This window comes from Ramlibacter cellulosilyticus (genome assembly GCF_014297465.1).
Taxonomy (GTDB): Bacteria; Pseudomonadota; Gammaproteobacteria; order Burkholderiales; family Burkholderiaceae_C; genus Ramlibacter; species Ramlibacter cellulosilyticus.
Map to the genome: position 1 here is coordinate 22,282 of NZ_JACORT010000014.1, position 23,160 is coordinate 45,441.

Here is a 23,160-nt window from a genome sequence, read left to right on the forward strand (position 1 = left end):
CACGCGACGCCTCATGGATCCCGGGTCAAGCCCGGGATGACATCTCAGCCGCTTACCTGACGCCTTCCAGCGTGTAGTTCTGCGGCCCGCGGCTCGCGATCTTGATCGCGCCCACCTTGTTGCCCAGCTGCGCGCAACGGGCCAGCGACCAGCCCTGCTCCAGCCCGTGCAGCAGCGCGCCGCGCCAGGCATCGCCGCAGCCGGTGGGGTCGACGATGGCCTTCGGGCGCTCGGGCGGCACCAGCGTCACTTCGCCGTTCACCCACACCTCGCAGCCGTCGCCGCCCAGCGTGACGACCAGGCCGTTCACGCGCTTCGAGATCTCCGCGCTGCTCCACCCCGTGCGGTCCGACAGCATCTTGCCTTCGTAGTCGTTGACCGTGACCCACGTCGCCAGGTCGATGAAGTTGGCGAGCTCCTTGCCGTCGAACATGGGCAGGCCCTGGCCCGGGTCGAACACGAAGGGGATGCCGGCCGCCTTGAACTGCTGCGCGTGCTGCAGCATGGCGTCGCGGCCGTCGGGCGAGATCATGCCCAGCTTGATGTCGGGGCGCGCCTGCACCTGCACCTTGTGCGCCTGCATCATCGCGCCCGGGTGGAACGCGGTGATCTGGTTGTTGTCTCGGTCCGTCATGATCATCGCCTGCGCCGTGTAGGTGTCGTCGGCGCGCAGCACGAACTCGCTGCTGATGCCCAGGCTGTCCAGCCGCTGCAGGTAGTCGCCGCCGTCGCTGCCGACCGCGCCCATGGGCAGCGGCGTGCCGCCCAGGAGCTTCAGGCTGTACGCGATGTTGCCGGCGCAGCCGCCGAAGTCGCGGCGCAGGCTGGGGACCAGGAAGGACACGTTCAGGATGTGCAGCTGGTCCGGCAGGATCTGCTCGGCGAAGCGGCCCTCGAAGGACATGATGGTGTCGAAGGCGAGGGATCCGCAGATGACGGCGGCCATGGTTCTCTTTCTGGTTTCAGGGATAGAAGGCAAGCAGGCGGTAGCCCGCGACGCGGGCGGAGCCGCCGGTGTCCAGCGCGACGCCCACCGTGCGCGACCACTCGCCCGCGGCGGGGATCGCACCCTGCGCCGCGCCGAGTTCGGCCGGGGTGAGCACGCGGCGCGCGAGGGTCTGGTCCTGCGCGTCGGTGACGGTGAGTTCCATCGCCGGCACGGCGACTTCGACGGGCGCCGTGTTGCGCAGCGTGAAGGCGAGGCGATACGTGTCGCCGCGCAGCCGGTTGAAGCCGGAGCTGTCGATCACGATCGCCTCGATCTGCCGCGGCGCGGAGAGCGTGCAGTCCATCAGGCCGCACATGCGTTCCAGCACCGGCTTGAGCGCGGGCTGCGCGAGGGCGAGCCGGTCGCGGTCCTGGTAGCCGACCTGCAGCGCGAGCAACGCGCCGAGCAGCAGAACGAGCAGCGCCAGCACCATGCGCACGAAGGGCCGGCGCCAGAAGGAGCGGCGGCGCGCCTTGCGCACGAAGGAAACGTCCGGGACCTCCTCCTCTTCCAGCTCCAGCAAGGAAGGCGGCATCAGGTCCTCGGGCAGGATCTGGCTCTCGGTACCGGGCTCCGGCTGCTCGCCGAGGTCCTTCAGCGAGATTTCCGGCCGGCGGAAGATGAAGGGCGCGTCCAGCGGCGAGGGCTTCAGCGCCTCGGCCGCGCCCTCGTCGTCGAAGAAGCTGGAGGGATCGTCGGACCGGTCGCTGGTGGCGGGCGCGGGCTGGTCCGCGCTGGCGGGGACGGCGTCCGGCGCAGGTGCGGGTGCGGGTGCGCGGGCATAGAGCTCCGCGGGCCGTGTCTGCAGTTCGGCGGGGACGGTAGCGGGTTGCGGGGGAACGGCGCGCTGCGGCGCAGGGTCCGGCGGCGCGACCGGGGTGTCCTGCAGGCCCGCCGAGCGCGTGGCCTGCGCCTCCGGGAGGGCGCCGAGGACGGATTCGTCCGTGAGGTGCGCGGTGGCGTCGAACACTTCGCTGCAGTGGCCGCAACGCACCCAGCCCTCGGAGATCTTCAGCTGGTCCGGGACGACACGGAACATCGTGCCGCAGGCGGGACAGCTGGTGATCAGGCTCATGAGCCCGGGATTGTAGGGGGGCAGCTTGCTGGGGTGCGCTTCGCGCAACCCAGCCTACAGGGCCGCGAGGCGCCGAAGCAGGGTCAGACGGCGGCCGTCATGAGGATCCAGCCGTCCTCCTCGTCGCTCACCTGCAACTGGCAATACGGGGCGTAGGCGGCCTTCAGTTCGTCGGCCTGGCGCGACAGGATGCCGGCCAGCACGAGGTGGCCGCCCGCCTGCACGTGGCCGCGCAGCAGCGGCGCGAGCACCTTCAGCGGCGTCGCGAGGATGTTGGCCAGCACCGTTTCGTACTGGCCGCTGGCCATGTCCGGCAGGCCCGCAGCCACGGTCACGCCGTTGGCGCGCGCGTTGTCCTCGGTGGAGCGCACGGCGGCTTCGTCGATGTCGACGGCATCCACCGAGGCGGCACCGAACTTCGCCGCACCGATGGCGAGGATGCCCGAGCCGCAGCCGTAGTCCAGCACGCGCTGGCCGCGCGGCGCGTGGTTCGCGATCCAGCGCAGGCACATGCGCGTGGTGGGATGCGTGCCGGTGCCGAAGGCGAGCCCCGGGTCCAGCCGGATCACCTCGCGCGCCTGCGCCGGCGGTTCGTGCCACGTGGGCACGATCCAGAAGCTGGGCGTGATCTCCACCGGCTCGAACTGCGACTGCGTGAGGCGCACCCAGTCCTGGTCCGGCACGGCCTGGATGCCCAGCACCCTGCAGTCCGCGAAGAAGTCCTGCGGGGCGAGCAGCTGCGCGGCTTCCTGCGCCTGCGCTTCCCCGGAGAAGAGCGCGACGACGACCGAGCGCTGCCACCCTTCCCTGGGCGGCGGCATGCCCGGCTCGCCGAACAGGGCCTGCTCCGCCGGGGTCTGCGCGTCGGCGTCTTCCACCGACACGCTCAGGGCGTCGAGCGCCTCGAGCGCATCGCTCACGGGCTCGACGCGCTCTTCGGGGCAGAGCAGCCGCAGTTCGAACATGGAGGCCCTACCGTTTATGGTGCTTCAGCCACTCTTCCAGGTAGTGGATGTTGGTCCCGCCGCTCATGAACTTGGCATCGACCATCAGCTCGCGGTGCAGCGGGATGTTGGTCTTGATGCCTTCCACCACCGTCTCGCCCAGCGCGCCGCGCATGCGGGCCAGCGCCTGGTCGCGGGTGTCGCCGTGCACGATGATCTTGCCGATCATCGAGTCGTAGTTGGGCGGCACGAAGTAGTTGTTGTAGACGTGCGAGTCCACCCGCACGCCGGGGCCGCCGGGCTGGTGCCACAGCGTGATGCGTCCCGGCGAGGGCACGAAGTTGTACGGGTCCTCGGCGTTCACGCGGCACTCGATCGCGTGGCCGCGCAGCACGATGTCGCCCTGCTTGAAGGGCAGCTTCTCGCCGGCGGCCACCTGGATCTGCGTCCTCACGATGTCGATGCCCGAGATCAGCTCGGTCACCGGGTGCTCCACCTGCACCCGCGTGTTCATCTCGATGAAGTAGAACTCGCCGTTCTCGTACAGGAACTCGAAGGTGCCCGCGCCGCGGTAGCCGATCTTCTTGCAGGCCGCGGCGCAGCGTTCGCCGATCTTCTCGATCAGCTTGCGCGGGATGCCCGGCGCCGGCGCTTCCTCGATGATCTTCTGGTGGCGGCGCTGCATGGAGCAGTCGCGCTCGCCCAGGTAGACCGCGTTCTTGTGCTTGTCCGCGAGGACCTGGATCTCGATGTGCCGGGGGTTCTGGAGGAACTTCTCCATGTACACCGCCGGATTGCCGAAGGCGGCCTGGGCCTCGGCCTTCGTCATCTGCACGGAGTTGACCAGCGCCGCCTCGGTGTGCACCACGCGCATGCCGCGCCCACCGCCGCCGCCCGCCGCCTTGATGATGACGGGGTAGCCGACGGACTTGGCGATGCGGCGGATCTCCGCCGGGCTGTCCGGGAGTTCGCCTTCGGAGCCGGGCACGCAGGGCACGCCGGCCTTGATCATGGCCTGCTTGGCCGAGACCTTGTCGCCCATGGTCCGGATGTTGTCCGGCGTCGGGCCGATGAACTGGAAGCCGCTCTTCTCCACGCGCTCGGCGAAGTCCGCGTTCTCGGAGAGGAAGCCGTAGCCCGGGTGGATCGCCTCCGCGTCGGTCACTTCCGCCGCGGCGATGATGGCCGGCATGTTCAGGTAGCTCTGGGGCGAAGGCGGCGGGCCGATGCACACCGCCTCCTCCGCGAGCTTCACGTACTTGGCTTCGCGGTCGGCCTCGGAATAGACCATGACGGCCTTCACCCCCAGCTCGTTGCAAGCCCGCTGAATGCGAAGGGCGATCTCCCCGCGGTTCGCGACAAGGATTTTCTTGAACATTTGTTATTCGATGACGAACAGCGGCTGGCCGTATTCGACCGCCTGGCCGTTCTCGCAGAGGATCTGGGTGATCGTGCCGCCCTTGTCCGCCTCGATCTCGTTGAGGATCTTCATCGCCTCGATGATGCAGACCGTCTCGCCTTCCTTGACCTGGCTGCCCACTTCCACGAACGCCTTGGCGCCCGGTGCGGAGGCACGGTAGAAGGTGCCGACCATCGGCGACTTCACGGTGTGGCCCTTCGGGGCCTCCGGGGCCGCGGCGGGCGCCGGGGCGGCAGCAGCGGGTGCGAGGGCGGGCGCGGGAGCAGCGACGCTGGTCGCCTGCGGCATCACCATCGGCGCGGCGACCTGGCCGGCCGGGCTGCCCTTGACGATGCGGACCTTGCCCTCCGCTTCGGTGATCTCCAGTTCGGACACATTGGATTCCGACACCAGGTCGATCAGCGTCTTGAGCTTGCGCAAGTCCATGGAGGTTCTCCTGCCTCATTGAAAGAGAGGCGAATTTACAGCAAATTCCGCCTTCTTCGCTCTTTTTGCAGGATCGAGCGTTAGATTTTCACCATCGTTCTGAATTTGCGAACGACGCGGGGGACGGCGCGGCGCGCCTCAGGCGGCGGCGGACCAGGCTTGCAGGTCCGCCTCGCTGACCCGGCCCATTCTACGCTGGCGCACGCGTCCATCCGCCGCGAAAACGACGGAAAACGGCAGGCCGCCGGCCTGGTTGCCCAGGCTTCGGGTCAGCTCCGTGCCTTCCAGGCCGGCCAGGCCGATGGGGAAGGACACCGGCGTGCGTTGCAGGAACTTGCGCACCGCGGACGGTTGGTCGATGGCCAGGCCGACCACTTGCCAGCCGTTCGCCGCACGTTGGCGGTAGAACGCGTCGAGCAAAGGCATCTCCTCGATGCAGGGCGCGCACCAGGTCGCCCAGAAGTTCAGGAGCAGCGGCTTGCCCTGGATGGAGGCCATGGGCAGTTGCGTGCCTTGCGGCGTGTCGAAGGAAAGCGTCCACAGGCGCGCGGCCGCGGCGGGGTCGCCTTCGTCTTCGCGGGTCCGCCACCAGGCCAGGCCGGCACCGGCGGCGGCGGCCGCGACGGCGACGCCGCCCACGAGAAGCTTGCGGCGGTTCGGGGCGGGCGCGGGCGCGGGAGCGGTCACGGACTCAGTCATCGCCGGAAGCCTCCACCAGGGCGCGCACGGCGTCCAGGTCTCCGCGCGGCGTGCGGCCCTTGCTATCCGGCTTGAGCGCGCCGCGCAGGTCGTCGTGGTCGTAGACCAGCAGGTGCACGCCGATCGGTTCACCGAGTTCGCGGCTCATGCTGGAAAGGCTCAGGGCCTCGACGGAATCGCCGTTGAAGCCGGTGACGGTGCGGGGGGTGTAGTCCACGTTGTGTTCGATCAGCTTGATCTCCGCCGATTTCGGGTCGTCGCAAAAGAGCTGGACGTAGATGTCGGACAGGCGCGTCGCCGTTCCATGCCAGACCGCGCCGCCCAGGTACGGGCGGAATTCGGCGAGACGTTCCATCCAGGTCAGCGCCAGCCGGCGCAAGGCCGCGAGTTCGGCCGGCTGCGTGTCGCCGCAGAAGACGGAAATGTATTCCCGCACCGCGTCTTCCACCGTGTCGTTGTCCGGAAGGGCCGCGCGCGCGGGCAGTCCCAGCTGCTTGACGGCGCGGCGCTTGGCCGGCCCGTATTCCAGCCCCTCTTCCACGACCAGCCGGGCGGCGGTGGCGGCGATTTCGGCCTGCAGGGTGTCCATCGGGTGCATTCTGCATGGACGCGGCAGCCCCGGGCCCCTAGAGTGCTTTCGTTCCCCCTTCCGGAGCCGGGCATGCAAAGCACGATGATGGCCACGCCGCTGTCGCTGAACCACCTGCTGGAGCGCGCGGGCCAGCTGTTCCACCGCAACGAGATCGTTTCGCGCCTGCCGGACAAGTCCCTGCGCCGGCATGCGTATGGCGAGTTCTACCGCCGCACCCGGTCGCTGGCTTCCGCCCTGCAGAAGCTGGGGCTGCAGAAGGGCGAGCGCGTCGCCACGCTCTGCTGGAACCACCACGCGCACCTGGAGTGCTACTTCGGCATCCCGGCGGCCGGCGGCGTGATGCACACCCTCAACCTGCGCCTCTCCCCCGATGAGATCGGCTGGATCGCAGGCGACGCGAAGGACCGCTTCCTGGTCGTCGACGACGTGCTGCTGCCTCTCTACAAGCAGTTCGCCGGGCTGCACCGGTTCGAGAAGGTGATCGTGTTCCCGTTCTCGGGCGCGGCCGTCCCGGAGGGATTCACGGACTACGAGCAGCTGCTGGCCGACGCGGACCCCGAGGGCTTCCGCTACGCCGCGCACGGGGAGGACGACCCGGTGGCGATGTGCTACACGTCCGGCACGACGGGCCGGCCGAAGGGCGTCGCGTATTCCCACCGCTCCACGATCCTGCACACGCTGGTGGCGAGCCTCGGCGACTTCTGGGGCCTGCGGGGCACGGACGTCGTCATGCCGGTGACGCCCATGTTCCATGCGAACAGCTGGGGCATGCCGTACGGCGCGGTGATGATGGGCGTGAAGCTGGTCTTCCCGGGACCGCACCTGCACCCGGAGGACCTGCTGGACCTGATGCAGGTCGAGCCGCCGACGCTGTCGCTGGGCGTGCCCACGATCTGGATGAGCCTCATCCAGACCTACGACGCGTCGCAGGCGAAGGAGTCGCCGCATCACGGGCGCTGGAAGCTCCCGCGCGGCATGCGCTCGCTCGTGGGCGGGGCCGCCGTGCCGGAATCGCTGATCCGCGCCTTCGACCGGCACGGCATCTGGATCGAGCAAGGCTGGGGCATGACCGAGACTTCGCCCGTGTGCACCATCTCCTATCCGCGCGCCGAGCTGCAGGGGGCGAGCGAGGACGAGAAGTACCGCCGCGCCGCCATGGCCGGCGTGCCCGTGCCGCTGGTGGACCTGCGCGTGATCGGCGACCAGGGCGAGCAGCCGTGGGACGGCAGGAGCGTGGGCGAGATCCAGGTGCGCGGCCCCTTCATCACGGGCAGCTACCACGAGGTGCCGGTGAGCCCCGAGAAGTTCACGGCCGATGGGTGGCTGCGCACCGGGGACGTGGCGAGCGTCGACGAACTCGGCTTCGTGCGCATCACGGACCGCACCAAGGACCTGATCAAGTCCGGCGGCGAGTGGATCTCCTCCGTGGACCTGGAGAACGCGCTCATGGCCCACCCCGCGGTGGCCGAGGCGGCCGTGATCGCCATCCCCGACGAGAAGTGGAGCGAGCGCCCGCTGGCCTGCGTCGCGCTGAAGAAAGACGCCGACGCCCACCCCGGCGACCTCAACGCCCACCTGCTGCAGCACGGCTTCGCGAAGTGGCAGCTGCCCGAACGCTACGAGTTCATCGAAGCGGTGCCGCGCACGTCCACGGGCAAGTTCTGGAAGCTGAAGCTGCGGGAGCGGTTCCCGAAGTAGAAGACGGACATCCGAACGCAAAGGGCGCAAAGGTTTCGCAAAGGGCGCGAAAAATATCCTTGTTGAATTCTTTTGCGTCCTTTGCGGGTTCTTTGCGTCCTTTGCGTTCGGATGTCCGCTTTCTGCTGCCCGGATAATCGCCCCCCATGCACATCCACATCCTCGGCATCTGCGGCACGTTCATGGGGGGACTGGCCGCGCTCGCCCGCGAGGCGGGCCACCAGGTCACGGGCTGCGACGCCGGCGTCTATCCGCCCATGAGCGACCAGCTGCGCGCCCTGGGCATCGACCTGATCGAGGGTTTCGGCACCGAGCAGCTCGCCCTGAAGCCCGACGTCTGGGTCGTGGGCAACGTCGTTTCGCGCGCGCGCCAGGCCGACGGCACGCCCCGGTACCCGCTGATGGAAGCGATCCTCGACCAGGGCCTGCGCTACACCAGCGGCCCGCAGTGGCTGGCCGAGCACGTGCTGCAAGGCCGCCACGTGCTGGCCGTCGCGGGAACCCACGGCAAGACGACGACCACCTCGATGCTGGCGTGGATCCTCGAGCACGCGGGGCTGCAGCCGGGCTTCCTGGTCGGCGGCGTGCCGCTCAACTTCGGCGTCTCCGCGCGCCTGGGCAACCTGGCGCGTCCCTTCACGCCCTTCGTGATCGAGGCCGACGAATACGACACGGCCTTCTTCGACAAGCGCAGCAAATTCGTCCACTACCGCCCGCGCACCGCCATCCTGAACAACCTGGAGTTCGACCACGCGGACATCTTCGACGACCTCGCCGCGATCGAGCGCCAGTTCCACCACCTCGTGCGCACCATCCCCTCGACGGGTCGCGTCGTGACCAACGGCCTGGAGGAAAGCCTCGCGCGCGTGCTGCACCAGGGCTGCTGGAGCGAGATGCGCAGCTTCGGCAGCGCGGTGAGCGACTTCCGCGCCGAGGGCGAGCCGGTGAAGTTCGACGTGCTGGAGCAAGGCCACCGCGTCGCCCAGGTGCATTGGGACGTTGCCGGCGTGCACAACCAGCTTAATGCGCTGGCCGCCATCGCCGCCGCGCAGCACGTGGGCGTGACGCCCGCGACCGCCGCGGCCGCCCTGCGCGAGTTCCGCAACGTCAAGCGGCGCATGGAAGTGCGCGGCGTCGCCAACGGCATCACCGTCTACGACGACTTCGCGCACCACCCGACGGCCATCCGCACCACCATCGACGGCCTGCGCCGGCAGGTCGGGTCCGCTCGCATCCTGGCGGTGTTCGAGCCCCGCAGCAACACGATGAAGCTCGGCACGATGAAGGCGCAGCTGCCCTGGAGCCTGGAGCAGGCCGACCTGTCCTTCTGCCACGCCGGCGGGCTCGGCTGGGACCCGGCCGAAGCGCTGGAGCCGATGGGCGACAAGGCGCGCGTGGTGCAGTCGATCCCGGAAGCCGTCGAACAGCTGAAGGCGGTAGCGCGCCCCGGCGACCACATCCTGTGCATGAGCAATGGCGGCTTCGGCGGCATCCACGCGAAGCTGCTGGAGAGCCTCGCCGGCTAGGAGCCTGCGCGGCAGAGAAACGGGCCTGCGCCGGTGCCTGGAAGCGTGCCAGGCTAGGCGCGGCCGACGCCGTGTAGTTCATCTACACAAGGAGGTCGCAACAACGCATGGCACGCTTCCAGGCACCGGCCCGAAGGGTTGGGCCGAGAAGGGGGCGCCTGCGTCGTTGCGAAAGCGGGTCAAGCCGTCCAGGCTTGACCCACTTTCGCGCCTAGCATCCGCCCCCTTCTCGGCCCAACGCAGGCCCGTTTCTCTGCCGCGCAGGCTCCTAGCCCCGGTCCGGCATCAGCGGCAGCGGCGCCGTCAGGTCGTTGGGCGCCGCGCCGGGCAGGTTCGACGGGCGCGGCGACGAGTCCATCACGGAGAAGTACACGCTCTGCTCCGGCAGGACGGAGTCGCGTGCCGCCGGTGCGCGCGCCGCACTGGCCAGCGCGCGCTTGGGGTTCGACGTGATCGAGCCCACCACGTACAGCGCGGACAGCACGCGCGCGAGCTGCTCGTCGCCCATGCCCGTGGACTGCTGCAGGCCGTTGAAGTTCATGCCCGGACGGCTCACCAGTTCGCGCATCACGAGCAGGTGGGCGTCCTTCAGCTGCCGCTGCGGCAGGCGCGGCGGGCGGCGGAAGAAGAGCGGCTGGTTGCGGTAGTGCGGCGGCAGCAGGTCGCGCTGCGTGCGCTGTGCGAATTGCCACATCACCTGCGAGACGCTCGCGCGCGGGTAGTTGGGCGGGATGGACACGGCGCCGTGGTCGCGGATGCACCAGCTCGCATCCGCGAAATCCTTCGCGGCCACGCCCGGCATGACGGCGGCCCCGAGCTTCAGGTCCACGACGGCGAGCAACTGGCGGTCGTGCAGCACTTCCCACGAGCCGGAGTTCAGGCTGGGTTGCTGGTCCGCGATGCTGGAGGCCAGCGCGAACTGCGCCAGCGTGGTCTGCAGCCAGCCCGAGAACTGGTTCAGCACCTGGATGCAGCCCGCCTTGTCGGCGAGGTTGAAGGTCACGGCCGGCTTGAAGCCCGGCGCGGTGATCGGCTGGGAGAAAGCCACGGGCCGGTCGACGTCGGCCAGCGCGAGCTGCACCGAGCGCCCGGACGGCACGGCGGGCTGCACGCGCAGGTGCTCGTTGGCCATCAGCAGCGTCCGGCTGCCTTCGAGCCACCAGGCATCGGCGTCGGCGAACGCGCCCAGCTCCCAGCTCGCCCTGGGCGAACTGGCGGCTGCGGCCGCGTCGGCTGCCGTCTTGTGTTGTGCCTCCGTATACCCCGCCAGTCCCAGGCGGAGCACGGGGACCTCGATGGTCATGTGTTCCCTCCTCGGGCTCCCCTTGTGCCCCGAGTCGAAACGAATATACAGACCGTGTTACGGGATGTAAATACTCCGCGAGAACGAAAGGACTTAGCGCCCTCGCCGCTGCTGCACGGCGCGTGATAGCACGTCGAGCACTTCGAGCGATTCGCCCCAGCCGATGCACGCGTCCGTAATGCTTTTACCGTACTCCAGCGCCTGCGGATCGTCCTTGCCCGGCGTGAACTTCTGCGCACCGCCGCTCAAGTGGCTTTCGATCATCACGCCGAAGATGTTGCGCGAACCGGACGCGATCTGTGCTGCGATGTCCTTCGCGACGGTCAACTGGCGCTCGTGCTGCTTGCTGCTGTTGGCGTGGCTGCAGTCCACCATCAGCACCGGGGGCAGCTTCGCCGCTTCCAGTTCGCGGCACGCAGCGGTGACGCTGGCCGCGTCGTAGTTCGGCGCCTTGCCGCCGCGCAGGATCACGTGGCAGTCGCGGTTGCCGTTCGTTTGCACGATCGCCACCTGGCCGTTCTTGTGCACCGAGAGGAAGTGGTGGCCGCGCGCCGCGGCCTGGATGGCGTCGGTCGCGATCTTGATGTTGCCGTCGGTGCCGTTCTTGAAGCCGATGGGCGCCGACAGGCCCGAGGCCAGCTCGCGGTGCACCTGGCTCTCCGTCGTGCGCGCACCGATCGCGCCCCAGGAGATCAGGTCGCCGATGTACTGCGGCGAGATCACGTCGAGGAACTCGCTGCCGGCGGGCAGGCCCAGGCGGTTGATCTCGATGAGGAGCTGGCGCGCGATGCGCAGGCCCTCGTCGATGCGGTAGCTCTCGTCGAGGTAGGGATCGTTGATCAGCCCCTTCCAGCCCACGGTGGTGCGCGGCTTCTCGAAGTAGACGCGCATCACCACCTCCAGCGTGTCCGCGTACCGCGTGCGCGCCTCCTTCAGCTTGCGCGCGTAGTCCAGTGCCGCCCCCGGGTCGTGGATCGAGCACGGCCCCATCACCACCACCAGCCGGTCGTCCGTGCCGGCCATGATGTCGTGGATCCGGCGGCGGGTGCCGCTGATCAGGGCTTCGACCGGCGTGCCGCGGATCGGGAAGAACCGGATCAGGTGTTCGGGGGGAGGAAGCACGGTGATGTCCTTGATGCGCTGGTCGTCGGTCTGGCTGGTCTTGTCGACGGGATGCGCATACCAGGCGTCGGTGGCGGCGGTGGCTTTCGGGCTCATGACGTGCTTTCGGGGAGGGTGGTTTTTCGCGGGCCCAAGAAAAAACCGCCGGGGGTGCCGGCGGTTTGTTCGAGGTTCTTTGCGTCTTCGTTCTTACGGGTACGCTCGGATCTCTCTTCCGCCGGGGGCGCTGGAGAACCAAAAGTAGCCAAAAAAGAAACCGCGAACGGGACGCATGGATTCAATGTAGCACAAGCTGCTGACACGGCCCGCAACGGGGCCTTCGGCGCGTGGCTTCAGCGCCGCAGCTTCTGCCACCACTGGAGCGCGCGCTCCTTCTGCGGCTCGGTGAGCGCGCCGAAGTCGGAGCCGGCGGCTTCCTCGCGCGCGAGCCACTGCTCGTGGACGTCCACCAGCAGCGTGCCCTCGCCCAGCGTGCGCCAGGCGACGAGGGTGAATTCCTCCGGCGTCACGTGCAGTTCGCCGCTGCCCCAGGGGTCCACGTCCAGCAGCCACTGGCCGATCAGCACGCGGAAGTTGTTCAGCGCCTGCAGGTAGCCCGCGTATTCGTAGAGGCCGCGCCAGTCCAGGCCGAGGTTCACCACCAGCGTGCGGTGGTCGCGCAGGACGTTGAGCATGTCCATGAGCAGCGGGGCGGCGTACTCGCGTCGGCGGTCCAGCCGCAGCCCCGCCGCGACGCCTTCGGCCTGCAACGCGAGATGCTGCATGTCCTCCGAAAGCTGCCGGCTGTCCTCGTCCGCCAGCTCGCTGCGCAGCAGGTTGCTCAGTTCGCCGAACGACAGGCTCGGGACATGGGCGGAGAGGCGCGATGTGGGCGGCAGGGTTTCCATACGGAAATGGGCTTAAGGGGCTGGAGTATCCCGCACCCGCGAAACGCTGCAATGGGATTGGTCCTACGTTCATGTAGGACGCGTCCGTGCGTCCGCCCTGCGGCGCCTGGCAGGGCGCAGGCGGCAGCCGCCGCCTACTTCCTCACGCGCTGGGCGTCAGGCCGTACCGCCGAAGTCGCAGCAAGGTCGCCGTCACCGTCAGGCGGTGCCGCCGACGGTGAGTCCGTCGATGCGCAGCGTCGGCTGGCCCACGCCGACCGGCACGCTCTGGCCCTCCTTGCCGCAGGTGCCCACGCCCGTGTCCAGCTTCATGTCGTTGCCGATCATGGTGACGCGCGTGAGCGCGTCGGGGCCGTTGCCGACGATGGTCGCGCCCTTCACCGGGTACAGGATCTTGCCCTTCTCCACCCAGTAGGCCTCGCTGGCGGAGAACACGAACTTGCCGGAGGTGATGTCCACCTGGCCGCCGCCGAAGTTGGTGGCGTACAGGCCCTTGTCGATGCTGGCCACGATTTCCTCGGCCGGGCGGTCGCCCCCCAGCATGTAGGTGTTCGTCATGCGCGGCATCGGGATGTGCGCATAGCTCTCGCGCCGGCCGTTGCCGGTGGGCGCCACGCCCATCAGGCGGGCGTTCAGCGAGTCCTGGATGTAGCCACGGAGGATGCCGTCCTCGATCAGCACGTTGCGCTGGCTCGGGTTGCCCTCGTCGTCGACGTTGAGCGAGCCGCGGCGGTCGGCGATGGTGCCGTCGTCCAGCACGGTCACGCCGGGCGCGGCGACGCGCTGGCCGATGCGGCCCGAGAACGCGCTCGAGCCCTTGCGGTTGAAGTCGCCTTCCAGGCCGTGGCCCACCGCCTCGTGCAGCAGGATGCCGGGCCAGCCGGGGCCGAGGACGACGGTCATCTCGCCGGCGGGCGCCGGGCGGGATTCGAGGTTGGTCATCGCGGACTTCACCGCGTCGTCCACGTAGGACTGCAGCTGCGCGTCGGTGAAGTAGGCGAGGCCGAAGCGGCCGCCGCCACCGCCGGAGCCCATCTCGCGCCGGCCGTTCTGCTCCGCGATCACCGTCACGGACAGGCGCACGAGCGGACGCACGTCGGCCGCGATCGTGCCGTCGGCACGCGCCACCAGCACCACGTCGTATTCGCTGGCGAGCCCCGCCATCACCTGCGCCACGCGCGGGTCCTTGGCGCGGGCCATCTGTTCCACGCGCTCCAGCAGCTTGACCTTGGCCGTGCTGTCGAGGGTGGCGATGGGATCCAGCCCGCCGTACAGCGAGCGGCTGCCCGCGACCTGCTGCGCGGGCACCTTGGCGCGGGCGTTCTTCGCGGCTGCGGCGATGGAGCGCACGGTGCGCGCCGCGTCGAGCAGCGAGGCTTCGGAGATGTCGTCGGAATAGGCGAAGGCGGTCTTCTCGCCGCTGACCGCGCGCACGCCCACGCCCTGGTCGATGCTGAAGCTGCCCGTCTTGACGATGCCTTCTTCCAGGCTCCAGCCTTCGCTGCGCGTGTACTGGAAGTAGAGGTCGGCGTCGTCGACGCGGTGCGCCCGGATTTCCGCCAGCGCGCGCGCCAGGTGGGTTTCGTCCAGCCCGAAAGGCTCGAGCAGCAGCGCCTTGGCGGTCGCGAGGCGTTCGATCGTGGGTTCGCGGGAGATCATCGGCCCATTGTAGGGGCCGGGTCTTGCCCCCGTGGCACGACAGGATCAGCCGGAGAAGGTCCTCAGCAGTTCGGGCCGGCCCAGGTCGTCCAGCAGCGCCTGCGCGTCGCGATAGCGATCCCCCGGGGCCTTGGCGAGCAGGCGGTCCATGATGGGCTGCAGCGCCCCGAGGTCCGGCGGCAGCGGCGGCGGCGGCGCCGTGAGGTGGCGCGCCAGCAGCAGGTCCAGGGTCTCGCCCGTGAAGGGACGCTGGCCCGTCAGCATCTCGTGGAACATCACGCCCAGGCTGTACAGGTCGCTCGCGGGCGTCACCGCGCCCCCGCGCGCCTGTTCCGGGCTCAGGTAGTAGGGCGTGCCCACCACTTCGCCGTGGCGCGTCTCGGCGAGGCCCAGCGACGTGTCCTGGTGCAGCGCCTTGGCGACGCCGAAGTCCGCCAGGGCCACGGTCCCGTCCCGGCGCAGCATCACGTTCTCCGGCTTCAGGTCGCGATGGATGATCCCCTGCGCATGCACCACCTGCAGCGCCTCGGCCACCTGGCGCACGACGTCGACGACACGCTCCGTCATCATGCCCGCGCGCAGCTCGCCGCGCAGGTCGCCGCGCTCGAAGTACTCCATCGCGATGTACGCGTGGTCGTCGGAGAAGCCCTGGTCGTAGATGCGCGTGACGTGCGGCACCTGCAGGCGCGACAGCAGCGCGTATTCCTGGATGAAGCGCGCGAGGCTCGCGCCCTCGGTGGTCGCCGAGGCCTGCAGCACCTTCAGCACCACCGGCAGGCGGTCCGCCTCGCGCTCGGCGAGGAACACCTCGGTGGTGTGGCCGGACGCGATCTTGCGCACGAGGCGGAAACCCTTCAGCCGCGGCGGCTCCTCGCCGGGGCCGAACTGGTGGTCCTTCATCGTGGAGAGCTTGTTGCGCAGCGCCCCCTTCACCGCGCGGGCGGTGATCTCGGAGTTGACCTCCACCGCTTGGCGCACGTCCTCGGCGCTCACGGCCAGGCCGTCGGCTTCCGGCACGCCGCCCGCTTCCAGCCCCAAGACTTCGGCGATGTCCAGCCACGCATGGCGGCCGCGCACTTCCACCGAGGTCCTGCCGCCGGTCTCCACGCCGCTGCCGGCACGCGCCAGCACCGCGTCGCTGGCGACCACGGTCCAACCGAGCTCCTTGCTCGCGCCCTGCAGGCGCGCCGCCGTGTTCACGGTGTCGCCGATCGGCGTCGTCTCTTTCGCCGGCCCCGTGCCGAGCTGGCACACGGTGACGCCGCCGGCATGCAGGCTCACGCCGATGGCGAACTCCGGCAGTCCGCGGTCGGCGAAGCGCTGCTGCAGCCAGCCGCGGAAATCGTGCGCCGCCACGGCGAGCGCCAGGGCCGCCGCCACGGCACGCCGCGCGCCGACGCCCGCGCCGCCCTCGTCGGTGAAGACCGCCATGAGGCCGTCGCCCATGAACTTCAGGTGCTGCCCGCCCTGGCGCAGCACGGGCACGGAGGTGCGCTCGAAGTACTGCGTGAGCAGCTGCGCGACCTCGTTCGAGTCGAGCTTCTCGGCGATCGAGGTGAAGCCGCGGATGTCGGAGAAGAGCACGGTGGCCTCGACGTCCTGCTGCGGCTGCGCGCCCGCGGGCGGCTGCGCGAGCAGCGGCACGTCCTGCGGGCGGCCGCCCAGGCTCGCCAGGAAGGCGTGGCGCAGGTCCTCCTCCCGCGCCTGCACGGCGGAGCGGATGCTGTCCTCGATGCGCCCGCGCTTCTTCAGCAGCGCCCCGAGCGCTTCCAGCAGCTCGTCCCGCGTGAAGGGCTTGGCGAGGTAGTCGTCGGCGCCGGACTTCATGCCGCGCCGCATGCTGGCGCGGTCGTCCAGCGCAGTCAGCATCAGCACCACCGTGGTGGCGAGCGCGGGGTCGGTCCGCAGGGCCTCGACGAGCGCGAAGCCGTCGAGGCCGGGCATGTTGATGTCGCTGATCACGACGTCCGGGCGCAGGCTGCGCGCGGCGGCCAGCCCCTCGCTCCCGTTCACGGCGACGGAGACGGCGTAACCCTCCAGCTTCAGCAGGCGGGCGAGGTTGTTGCGGATGGCGGCGTCGTCCTCGACGACCAGGACGGTGGTCATGATGTCCTCGCGAGTTCCAGCAGCACGGCGTCGTCGAGGCCGGCGCGCCCTTCGGCCACCGCGCGGGCGAAGGCCTGGTGGGCCAGCGCGCCGAGCGCGGCATCGAAACCGGCCGCGCGCGCCGCCTCCAGCGCGAGCCGCGTGTCCTTGTGCAGCAGCGTGACGTGGGCTCGCGGCGCATAGTCGCCGGCCAGCGCGCGCCGCATGCGGTCGGAACCGATCCAGCTCTGGCCGCTGGACTGCTCGATGACGTCCAGCGTGCGCGCCGCGTCCAGGCCGAGGCGCTCCGCCAGGGCGACGGCTTCCGCGGCACCGGCGAGGTTGATCGCCGCGAGCAGGTTGTTGACCAGCTTGGTCCGCGCGCCGTCGCCGGGACGCATCCCCACCCGGAACAGCTTGCTGCTCAGGTCCCGCAGCAGCGGGAGGTGCGCGTCGAACACCGCGTCCTCGCAGGCCACCATGAGGCTCATGGTGCCTTCGCGCGCGCGTTCCGGGCCACCCGACATCGGCGCGTCGATGGGCGCCAGCCCGCCGGCCTGCAGGCGGGCGGCCAGTTGCTCGACGTCGCCCGGGCCCAGGGTGGGGCACAGCAGCACGGCGCGTCCGGGCGCGAGCGAAGCCGCCGCGCCATCGGGCCCGAACAGCACCTGCTCCGACTCGGCGGCATCCACCACGCACACGACCAGCACGTCGGCACCGGCAGCGGCCGCCGCGGGATGCGGCGCGGCGGAGGCGCCGAGCTGCACGAGGGCTTCGACGCGGGAAGGAACGAGGTCGCAGGCCTGCACGCGCCAGCCGCGCGCAAGCAGGCGGCGGGCCATGCCGCCGCCCATGTTGCCGACGCCGACGATGCCTGCCGTCCCGACGATGCTTGTGTCCGCCCCTTGCGGCGCGGCCCTTCCGAGTCCACCATCCATCGGCCGCGATTATGGTGGCCTCCGGCCGGGCTGCACCCGGGCATCCCCCATTGAGCAGACGGAGTGTGCGAAACGACCATCCATACTTCAGGCCGGGAACAGAGTGACCTGGCACACGAGAGGGGGAGACGTGATGCAGACCGGCGGGGTGAAGCCGCCCCGGGAAGAAGTCCAGCAGCGGCTGCTGGAACTGCTGGCCGAACAGAGCCGGCGCGTGCCGATCGCGGTGGGCTGCCTGCTGGTGGTCGTCGCGCTCATGGCGGGCCAGCGCATGCCGGCGTGGATCCCTTCCATCTGGCTGGTGGCGGCGATCGCGGTGCTGCTGGTGCGGCGCGACTGGCTGGGCAAGCTGCCGTCCCAGGTGGAGGTCCCCACGCGCGACCGTGTCCGCACCGCCATCGCGCTGAGCTTCACCAACGGCTGCGTGCACGGGCTGATGCTCGCGGCCTTTCCCGTCCTGCCCGATGCGGAGCGCTCCTTCGTCACGCTGCTGGTGCTCGGCCTGTGCACGGGTGCCGTGGGGACCACCGCGGGGCACCGGCGCATCTACCTCGCGTACCTGCTGCCGGCGGCAGGCTCGCTGCCCATCTGGTGGCTGATCAATCCCGGGGGTCCGACCGCGGGCTGGACGGAGCTGTCGCTGTCCGTCCTGAGCGCGCTGTACCTGTGGCTGCTGGTCGGCGTGGCCGACAACGCATGGCGCAACTTCAGCGAGTCGGTGCAGATCCGGTTCCAGGACCGCGAGATGGCCGTGCAGCTGCGCGAGGCCCTCGCCCAGGCGCAGCAGGCCAACCAGGCCAAGACGCGCTTCCTGGCCGCGGCGAGCCACGACCTGCGGCAGCCGCTGCACACCATCGGCCTGCTCGTGGCCGCCCTCTCGCTGCGGCCCATCGAAGGCCGTGACCGCGAGGTGGTGGACCTCCTCAGCCAGGTGACGGTCGCCCTGTCCGAACAGCTCGACCAGCTGCTGGACATCTCCAAGCTCGACGCCGGCGTGGTGGAGCCGGACAGGAAGATCGTCGACCTCGGCGAGATGCTGCGCATGCACCACGCCGAGATGCGCGCGGCGATCGAGGAGAAAGGCCTGCGCGCCGTGCTCGATGCGCCCACCGGCGTGCGCTGCTGGACCGACCCGGCCCTCGTGCTGCGCGTGCTGCGCAACCTGACCGAGAACGCCATCAAGTTCACGCAGGAGGGCCACATCGCGCTGCGCCTGCGCATCGAGGACGGCGTGGGCGTCGTCACCGTGGAGGACACCGGCCGCGGCATCCCGCCGGAAGAACAGGTGATGGTCTTCGAGGAGTTCTACCAGGTCGACAACCCGGAGCGCGATCGCGCCAAGGGCCTGGGCCTCGGCCTGTCCATCGTGCGGCGCCTGTGCACGCTGCTCGGCATCGCGCTGGAGCTGCGCTCGGTGGAAGGACAGGGCACGTCCATGGTGCTGAAGGTTCCGCTGGAAACGCTGGGCGCGCTGGCACCCGTGCCCGCACAAGGCGCCGGCAAGCAGGACTTCGCGGGCCTGACGGTGCTGGTGATCGACGACGAGCGTTCCGTGCGCATGGGCATGCGCGTCCTGCTGGAGGAGCTGGGTTGCCGCTTCATCGAGGCCTGCACCATCGAGGAAGCCACGCGCGAGGCGACGCGCACCCGGCCGGACGTGATCCTGGCCGACATGCGCCTGCGCAACGGCGACACGGGCATCGCGGCCATCCACAGCATCGTGGCGGCGGTGGGGAGCACGCCCGCGGTCCTGATCAGCGGCGACACCGCGGCGGACCGGCTGCAGGAAGCCAACCGCGCCGGCATCAAGCTGCTGCACAAGCCCGTCAGCCTGCCCATCCTGCAGGCGGAACTGGGGCGCATCCTGAACGAGAAGGGACCGCGCCATGAGCCCGCCGCCCGCTCCTGAAGCCCCCGCGGCCGCGCCTCCCGCCCCGCAGGGCCTGCGCTGGATTTCCCGCGACTACGGCGCGCTGCGCCAGGAGGCGCGCGGCGGCACCGTCTACGACGCGGTGATCGTCGGCAGCGGCTATGGCGGGGCCATGGCGGCGTCCGCCTTCGCCGGCCTGCGCGATGCGCAAGGCCGTGCGCTGCGCATCTGCGTGCTCGAACGCGGCAAGGAATACGCACCGGGCATGTTCGCTTCCAGCCTGCAGGAACTGCCGCCGCACGTGCGCGTGCACCGCCGCGGCCGCGCCCAGGCGATGGGCCGCGCCGACGCCCTGCTCGACCTGCGCGTCGGCCCGCACGTGTGCACGCTGGTGGGCAACGGCCTGGGCGGCACGTCGCTGATCAACGCGGGCGTGATGGAGAAGCCGCGCTGGCTGGACGGCCAGCCCGTGCCGGAAGCCTTGCGGCGCGACCTCGCGGACGAAGACTTCCTGCGCGAAGTGAAGCAGGCCCTGCACGCGAGCGGCACGCTGGCCGACGACCATCCCCGGCTGCACGGCGAGCGCCTGCCCAAGGCGCAGGCGCTGCGCAAGGTGGCGCGCAATTCGGGGCTGCGCTTCCGCGACGCGGAGATCACCGTGCAGACGCGCCCCGGCGACCCCGACGTGCCGGCCTGCACGCTGTGCGGCGACTGCATGACGGGGTGCAACGTGGGCGCGAAGCGCTCGCTGGACACCACGGTGCTCGCTCGCGCGCACGCCGCAGGGGTGGAGCTGTACACCGGCGGCACGGTGCTGAAGGTGGAGCCGCATGCCGACGGCGGCTGGGTGCTGCACACGGTCTACACGGACCGGTCGCTGCGCGAGCGGCACCAGGCGCAGCCGGTGCGCGCCCGCAAGGTGGTGCTCGCGGCCGGCACGCTGGGCAGCACGGAGATCCTGATGCACTCCGCCGGAGCGCTCTCGCTGTCGCGCCGCCTCGGCTCGGGGTTCTCCTGCAACGGCGACAACCTCGTGGCGGTGCAAGGCGCGCGCCATCCCGTGCACACGACCACCGACGAGTGGGAGCCGCTCGCCCGGCGCCAGGTGGGGCCGACGATCACCGGCGTGGTGGAGATCCCGAACGGGCCCCTGCTGGAGGAGTTCTCCGTCCCCGCGCCGCTCAAGCGCCTGTTCGACGAGACCGTCACCACCGCGCGCCTGCTGCAGCGCCTGCCCCGGTGGCCGTTCCGCACGACAAGCCAGCGGCGGCAGCGCCTGGACAGCATGGCCGTCGATCCGGAAGCTATGCAGCGCACGCTGCTGGTCGGCGTCATCGGCCACGACGAAGCGCAGGGCCGCATCGTGCTGCCCGATGGCGCATCGGCCGAAGGCAGCGCCGGCATCGAGTGGTCCGAAGTGCGCAACTCGCCCATGCTCGAGCGCGGCTACGAGCGCGCCCGCGAAGCGCTTGAGCGCGCCGCGCCGCCCGGCGCGGACATCCTGCCCAACCCCGCCTGGCAGCCGCTGCCGGCGCGCATGGCTTCCCTCGTGAAGGAGCGCGGGCCCGTGCTGACGGTGCATCCGCTCGGGGGCTGCCCCATGGGTGCTTCGCACGTCGATGGCGTCGTCAACGAGTTCGGGCAGGTGTTCCGCGTCGATGGCGACGCCGCCGCCGTCTACGACGACCTGGTGGTGCTGGACGGGTCCATCCTGCCCTGCTCCGTGGGCGCGAACCCCGCACTGACGATCTCGGCGATCTCGCTGCGCGCCGCGCGCACGCTCGCACGGCGCTGGGGCTGGCAAGCGGCCGGCACGCAGGCGGCGGACCCGCAGCTCCTCGCGCGCCTCGTGCGCGAAGCCCCGCTCGCCGCCGCACCCCTGCAGCTCGCGCCGACGCGCTGGCCCGCGGCGCGCACGCGCCCCGAGTACCGGCCGCCCGAGGCCTGCACGCCCCGGCAGCCGCGTCCCACGCAGGTGGAACTGGTCGAGCGCCTCTGCGGCGCAGCGGGCGCGCAGGGCGAATACTGGGTCGAACTCACGCTGTCGTACGGGCGCAAGTCCCTCCACGACCTCACCGGGCACGCCGCGCGCAACGTGCAGCTCGATCCGCAGGACTCCTGGATCCGCATCTACGACAACCGCGACGACGCGCGGCGGCGGCTCCTCACCCTCAGCGAACCGGACCGCGTGGCGCAGGCGCTGTTCGCGGGCCGCGTGGCGGGGACGCTGACCATCGCGGAGCCGTTCGCGGGCCTGGCCGAACCCTGGTATGCGGCGCTCGCCGCCGGCGCCTGGTTCGTGAACCGCGGAACGCGCGAACTCTGGGACTGGGTCGCCGGCAAGCAGGCGGCCGGATTCGACCTCGGCGCCTTCATCGGCTCCGCCGGGCGGGCGGGCGAGCGGCGCGTCTTCCGCTATGCCCTCACGGTGCAGGACGCCGCCGGCCCGCAGCCGCTGCTGCGCGCGGGCACGCGCATCCGCGGCAGCAAATGCCTCACCTACGGGCTGCGCAGCAATCCGTGGCGGCAGCTCACCGAGCTGCGGCTGGACGGGTTCCCGATCGGCCCCGCCGCCCCCGTGCTGCGCCTGGACGGGCGCTTCCTCGCGAAGAAGGGCGTGCCGCTGCTGCGCATCACCGACCAGGAGAACCACGTCGTGGCGCTGGCGGAGGTCGCCTCCTTCGCGCTGTGCTGGGTGCGCATGCTCGCGAGCATCCACCTGTGGTCCTTCCGCGCACCGGATCGCGCGCCCGTGCGGCCCCGGCAGCTGCTGCCGGGGGCGATCACCGGCGTGCCTTCGCCCGTCGTCACCGAGCTGCCGCTGGAAGACGGCCACTCGCCCGTGCCCGCCGGCGTGCGGCTCACGCGCTATCCGCGCCCGGGCTGCCCGCCGGTCGCCCTGATCCACGGCTACAGCGCCAGCGGCAACACCTTCACGCACGAAGCGATCCCCGAGCCGCTCGCGCGCCACCTGTGGAACGGCGGGCGGGACGTGTGGGTGCTCGACCTGCGCACCAGCGCCGGCATGCCCACCGCGCTGAAGCCCTGGCACTTCGAGGATGCCGCGTTCGCCGACCTGCCGCGCGCGATCCGCCACATCGCGGCCGCCACCGGCCAGCGCGTGAGCGTGTTCGCCCACTGCATCGGCGCCGTGATGCTGTCGATGGCGCTGCTCGTCGATCCCGACGAACTGCACCTCTATGACAACGGCCCCGGCGATGCGCCCACGCCCCGCCGCTACGCCGCGGAGCTGCGCCGGCTGAAGGACGACGTCGACCGCATCGTGCTGTCGCAGAAGGGCCCCATGCTGGTCTACTGCGACGACAACGTGCTGCGCGCCTACTTCATGCGCGTGCTGCGCAAGCTGGTGTTCCCCGACGACTACCAGTTCGAGGTCGCGCAGCAGCCCACGCTGGCCGGCGGCCTCATGGACCGCCTGCTCGCCACGCTGCCCTACCCGCCCGGGGAGTTCGCGCGCGAGAACCCGGTGCTGCCCTGGAAGCGCGCGCCCTGGGCCGGCTTCCGCCACCGCATGGACGCCCTCTACGCGCGCGACTTCACGCTGGCCAACATCGAGGACCGCACGCTGGACGCGATCGCCGACCTGTTCGGCCCCCTCAACCTCGACACCGTGGCGCAGGCGATCCACTTCGCGCGGCGCAACACCATCACCGACAGTTCGGGCCGGCCGTTCGTGACGAGCGCGAGCGTGCTGCGCGCCCGGTGGCCGATGCGGGGCACGGTGAGCATCCACGGGCGCGAAAACGGGCTCGTCGACGTGAAGACGGTGGACGCCATGCGTTCGCAGATGGCGTTCGCCGGCATTCCGTACCGGGCGATCGAGATCCCCGGCTACGGCCACCAGGACTGCCTGATCGGCCGCGACGCGGCGCGCGACGTGTTTCCGCACATCGCGGCCAACCTCTGA

The 23,160-nt window shown here is 70.5% G+C and carries 17 protein-coding genes; 4 read left to right on the top strand and 13 right to left on the bottom strand.

Going from position 1 to position 23,160, the window contains the following annotated elements; genetic code table 11:
* Window positions 1-52: 52 nt before the first annotated feature.
* The 7 genes from H8N03_RS23900 to H8N03_RS23930 form a co-directional block, all read right to left on the bottom strand.
* Complete coding sequence (locus H8N03_RS23900; RefSeq protein WP_187078751.1) at window positions 53-946, bottom strand: carbohydrate kinase family protein; 894 nt, start codon at window positions 944-946, stop codon at window positions 53-55.
* A gap of 16 nt (window positions 947-962) precedes the next feature.
* A complete protein-coding gene (locus tag H8N03_RS23905; protein WP_187078752.1) occupies window positions 963-2,063 on the bottom strand; it encodes a DUF3426 domain-containing protein in 1,101 nt (366 codons plus the stop codon).
* An 83-nt stretch (window positions 2,064-2,146) separates the two neighbouring features.
* Complete coding sequence (gene prmA / locus H8N03_RS23910; RefSeq protein WP_187078753.1) at window positions 2,147-3,028, bottom strand: 50S ribosomal protein L11 methyltransferase; 882 nt, start codon at window positions 3,026-3,028, stop codon at window positions 2,147-2,149.
* 7 nt (window positions 3,029-3,035) lie between these two features.
* Window positions 3,036-4,385: an acetyl-CoA carboxylase biotin carboxylase subunit gene (accC, locus tag H8N03_RS23915; protein ID WP_187078754.1), complete on the bottom strand. Its 1,350-nt coding sequence runs from the start codon at window positions 4,383-4,385 to the stop codon at window positions 3,036-3,038.
* A 3-nt stretch (window positions 4,386-4,388) separates the two neighbouring features.
* Window positions 4,389-4,853, bottom strand: a complete 465-nt coding sequence (gene accB / locus H8N03_RS23920) for an acetyl-CoA carboxylase biotin carboxyl carrier protein (protein ID WP_187078755.1) — start codon at window positions 4,851-4,853, stop codon at window positions 4,389-4,391.
* 138 nt (window positions 4,854-4,991) lie between these two features.
* Entirely contained in the window at window positions 4,992-5,552 is a 561-nt protein-coding gene (locus H8N03_RS23925; RefSeq protein WP_187078756.1) for a TlpA family protein disulfide reductase, read from the bottom strand.
* On the bottom strand, window positions 5,545-6,141 hold the full coding sequence (locus H8N03_RS23930) for a hypothetical protein (protein WP_187078757.1): 597 nt from the start codon (window positions 6,139-6,141) through the stop codon (window positions 5,545-5,547). Before H8N03_RS23930 ends, H8N03_RS23925 begins: the two co-directional genes overlap by 8 nt.
* A gap of 72 nt (window positions 6,142-6,213) precedes the next feature.
* On the opposite strand from H8N03_RS23930, the gene H8N03_RS23935 reads away from it, so the two are divergent.
* The gene (locus H8N03_RS23935; RefSeq protein WP_187078758.1) at window positions 6,214-7,842 is read left to right on the top strand and encodes a long-chain fatty acid--CoA ligase; all 1,629 of its coding nucleotides are present in this window, start codon (window positions 6,214-6,216) and stop codon (window positions 7,840-7,842) included.
* Between the two features lie 146 nt (window positions 7,843-7,988).
* Window positions 7,989-9,368, top strand: coding sequence for a UDP-N-acetylmuramate:L-alanyl-gamma-D-glutamyl-meso-diaminopimelate ligase (gene mpl / locus H8N03_RS23940; protein WP_187078759.1), 1,380 nt, complete (start codon window positions 7,989-7,991; stop codon window positions 9,366-9,368).
* Window positions 9,369-9,636: 268 nt separating this feature from the next.
* Here the strand turns inward: mpl and H8N03_RS23945 are convergent, their stop codons facing one another.
* The 6 genes from H8N03_RS23945 to H8N03_RS23970 form a co-directional block, all read right to left on the bottom strand.
* Entirely contained in the window at window positions 9,637-10,671 is a 1,035-nt protein-coding gene (locus H8N03_RS23945; RefSeq protein ID WP_187078760.1) for a hypothetical protein, read from the bottom strand.
* A gap of 93 nt (window positions 10,672-10,764) precedes the next feature.
* On the bottom strand, window positions 10,765-11,889 hold the full coding sequence (locus tag H8N03_RS23950) for a 3-deoxy-7-phosphoheptulonate synthase (RefSeq protein ID WP_187078761.1): 1,125 nt from the start codon (window positions 11,887-11,889) through the stop codon (window positions 10,765-10,767).
* 236 nt (window positions 11,890-12,125) lie between these two features.
* Entirely contained in the window at window positions 12,126-12,680 is a 555-nt protein-coding gene (locus tag H8N03_RS23955; protein WP_187078762.1) for a hypothetical protein, read from the bottom strand.
* Between the two features lie 198 nt (window positions 12,681-12,878).
* Window positions 12,879-14,339, bottom strand: a complete 1,461-nt coding sequence (gene tldD / locus H8N03_RS23960; protein ID WP_187078763.1) for a metalloprotease TldD — start codon at window positions 14,337-14,339, stop codon at window positions 12,879-12,881.
* Window positions 14,340-14,384: 45 nt separating this feature from the next.
* The gene (locus tag H8N03_RS23965; RefSeq protein ID WP_187078764.1) at window positions 14,385-16,445 is read right to left on the bottom strand and encodes a protein kinase domain-containing protein; all 2,061 of its coding nucleotides are present in this window, start codon (window positions 16,443-16,445) and stop codon (window positions 14,385-14,387) included.
* Window positions 16,442-17,362 carry an NAD(P)-dependent oxidoreductase gene (locus H8N03_RS23970; RefSeq protein WP_187078765.1) on the bottom strand — a complete coding sequence of 307 codons (921 nt, stop codon included), beginning with the start codon at window positions 17,360-17,362 and terminating at the stop codon, window positions 16,442-16,444. Before H8N03_RS23970 ends, H8N03_RS23965 begins: the two co-directional genes overlap by 4 nt.
* Before the next feature lie 133 nt (window positions 17,363-17,495).
* Between H8N03_RS23970 and H8N03_RS23975 the strand changes: the two genes are divergently transcribed.
* Together H8N03_RS23975 and H8N03_RS23980 are read left to right on the top strand one after the other, a co-directional pair.
* Window positions 17,496-19,271 carry an ATP-binding response regulator gene (locus H8N03_RS23975; protein WP_187078766.1) on the top strand — a complete coding sequence of 592 codons (1,776 nt, stop codon included), beginning with the start codon at window positions 17,496-17,498 and terminating at the stop codon, window positions 19,269-19,271.
* Window positions 19,249-23,160, top strand: coding sequence for a GMC oxidoreductase (locus H8N03_RS23980; protein WP_187078767.1), 3,912 nt, complete (start codon window positions 19,249-19,251; stop codon window positions 23,158-23,160). Before H8N03_RS23975 ends, H8N03_RS23980 begins: the two co-directional genes overlap by 23 nt.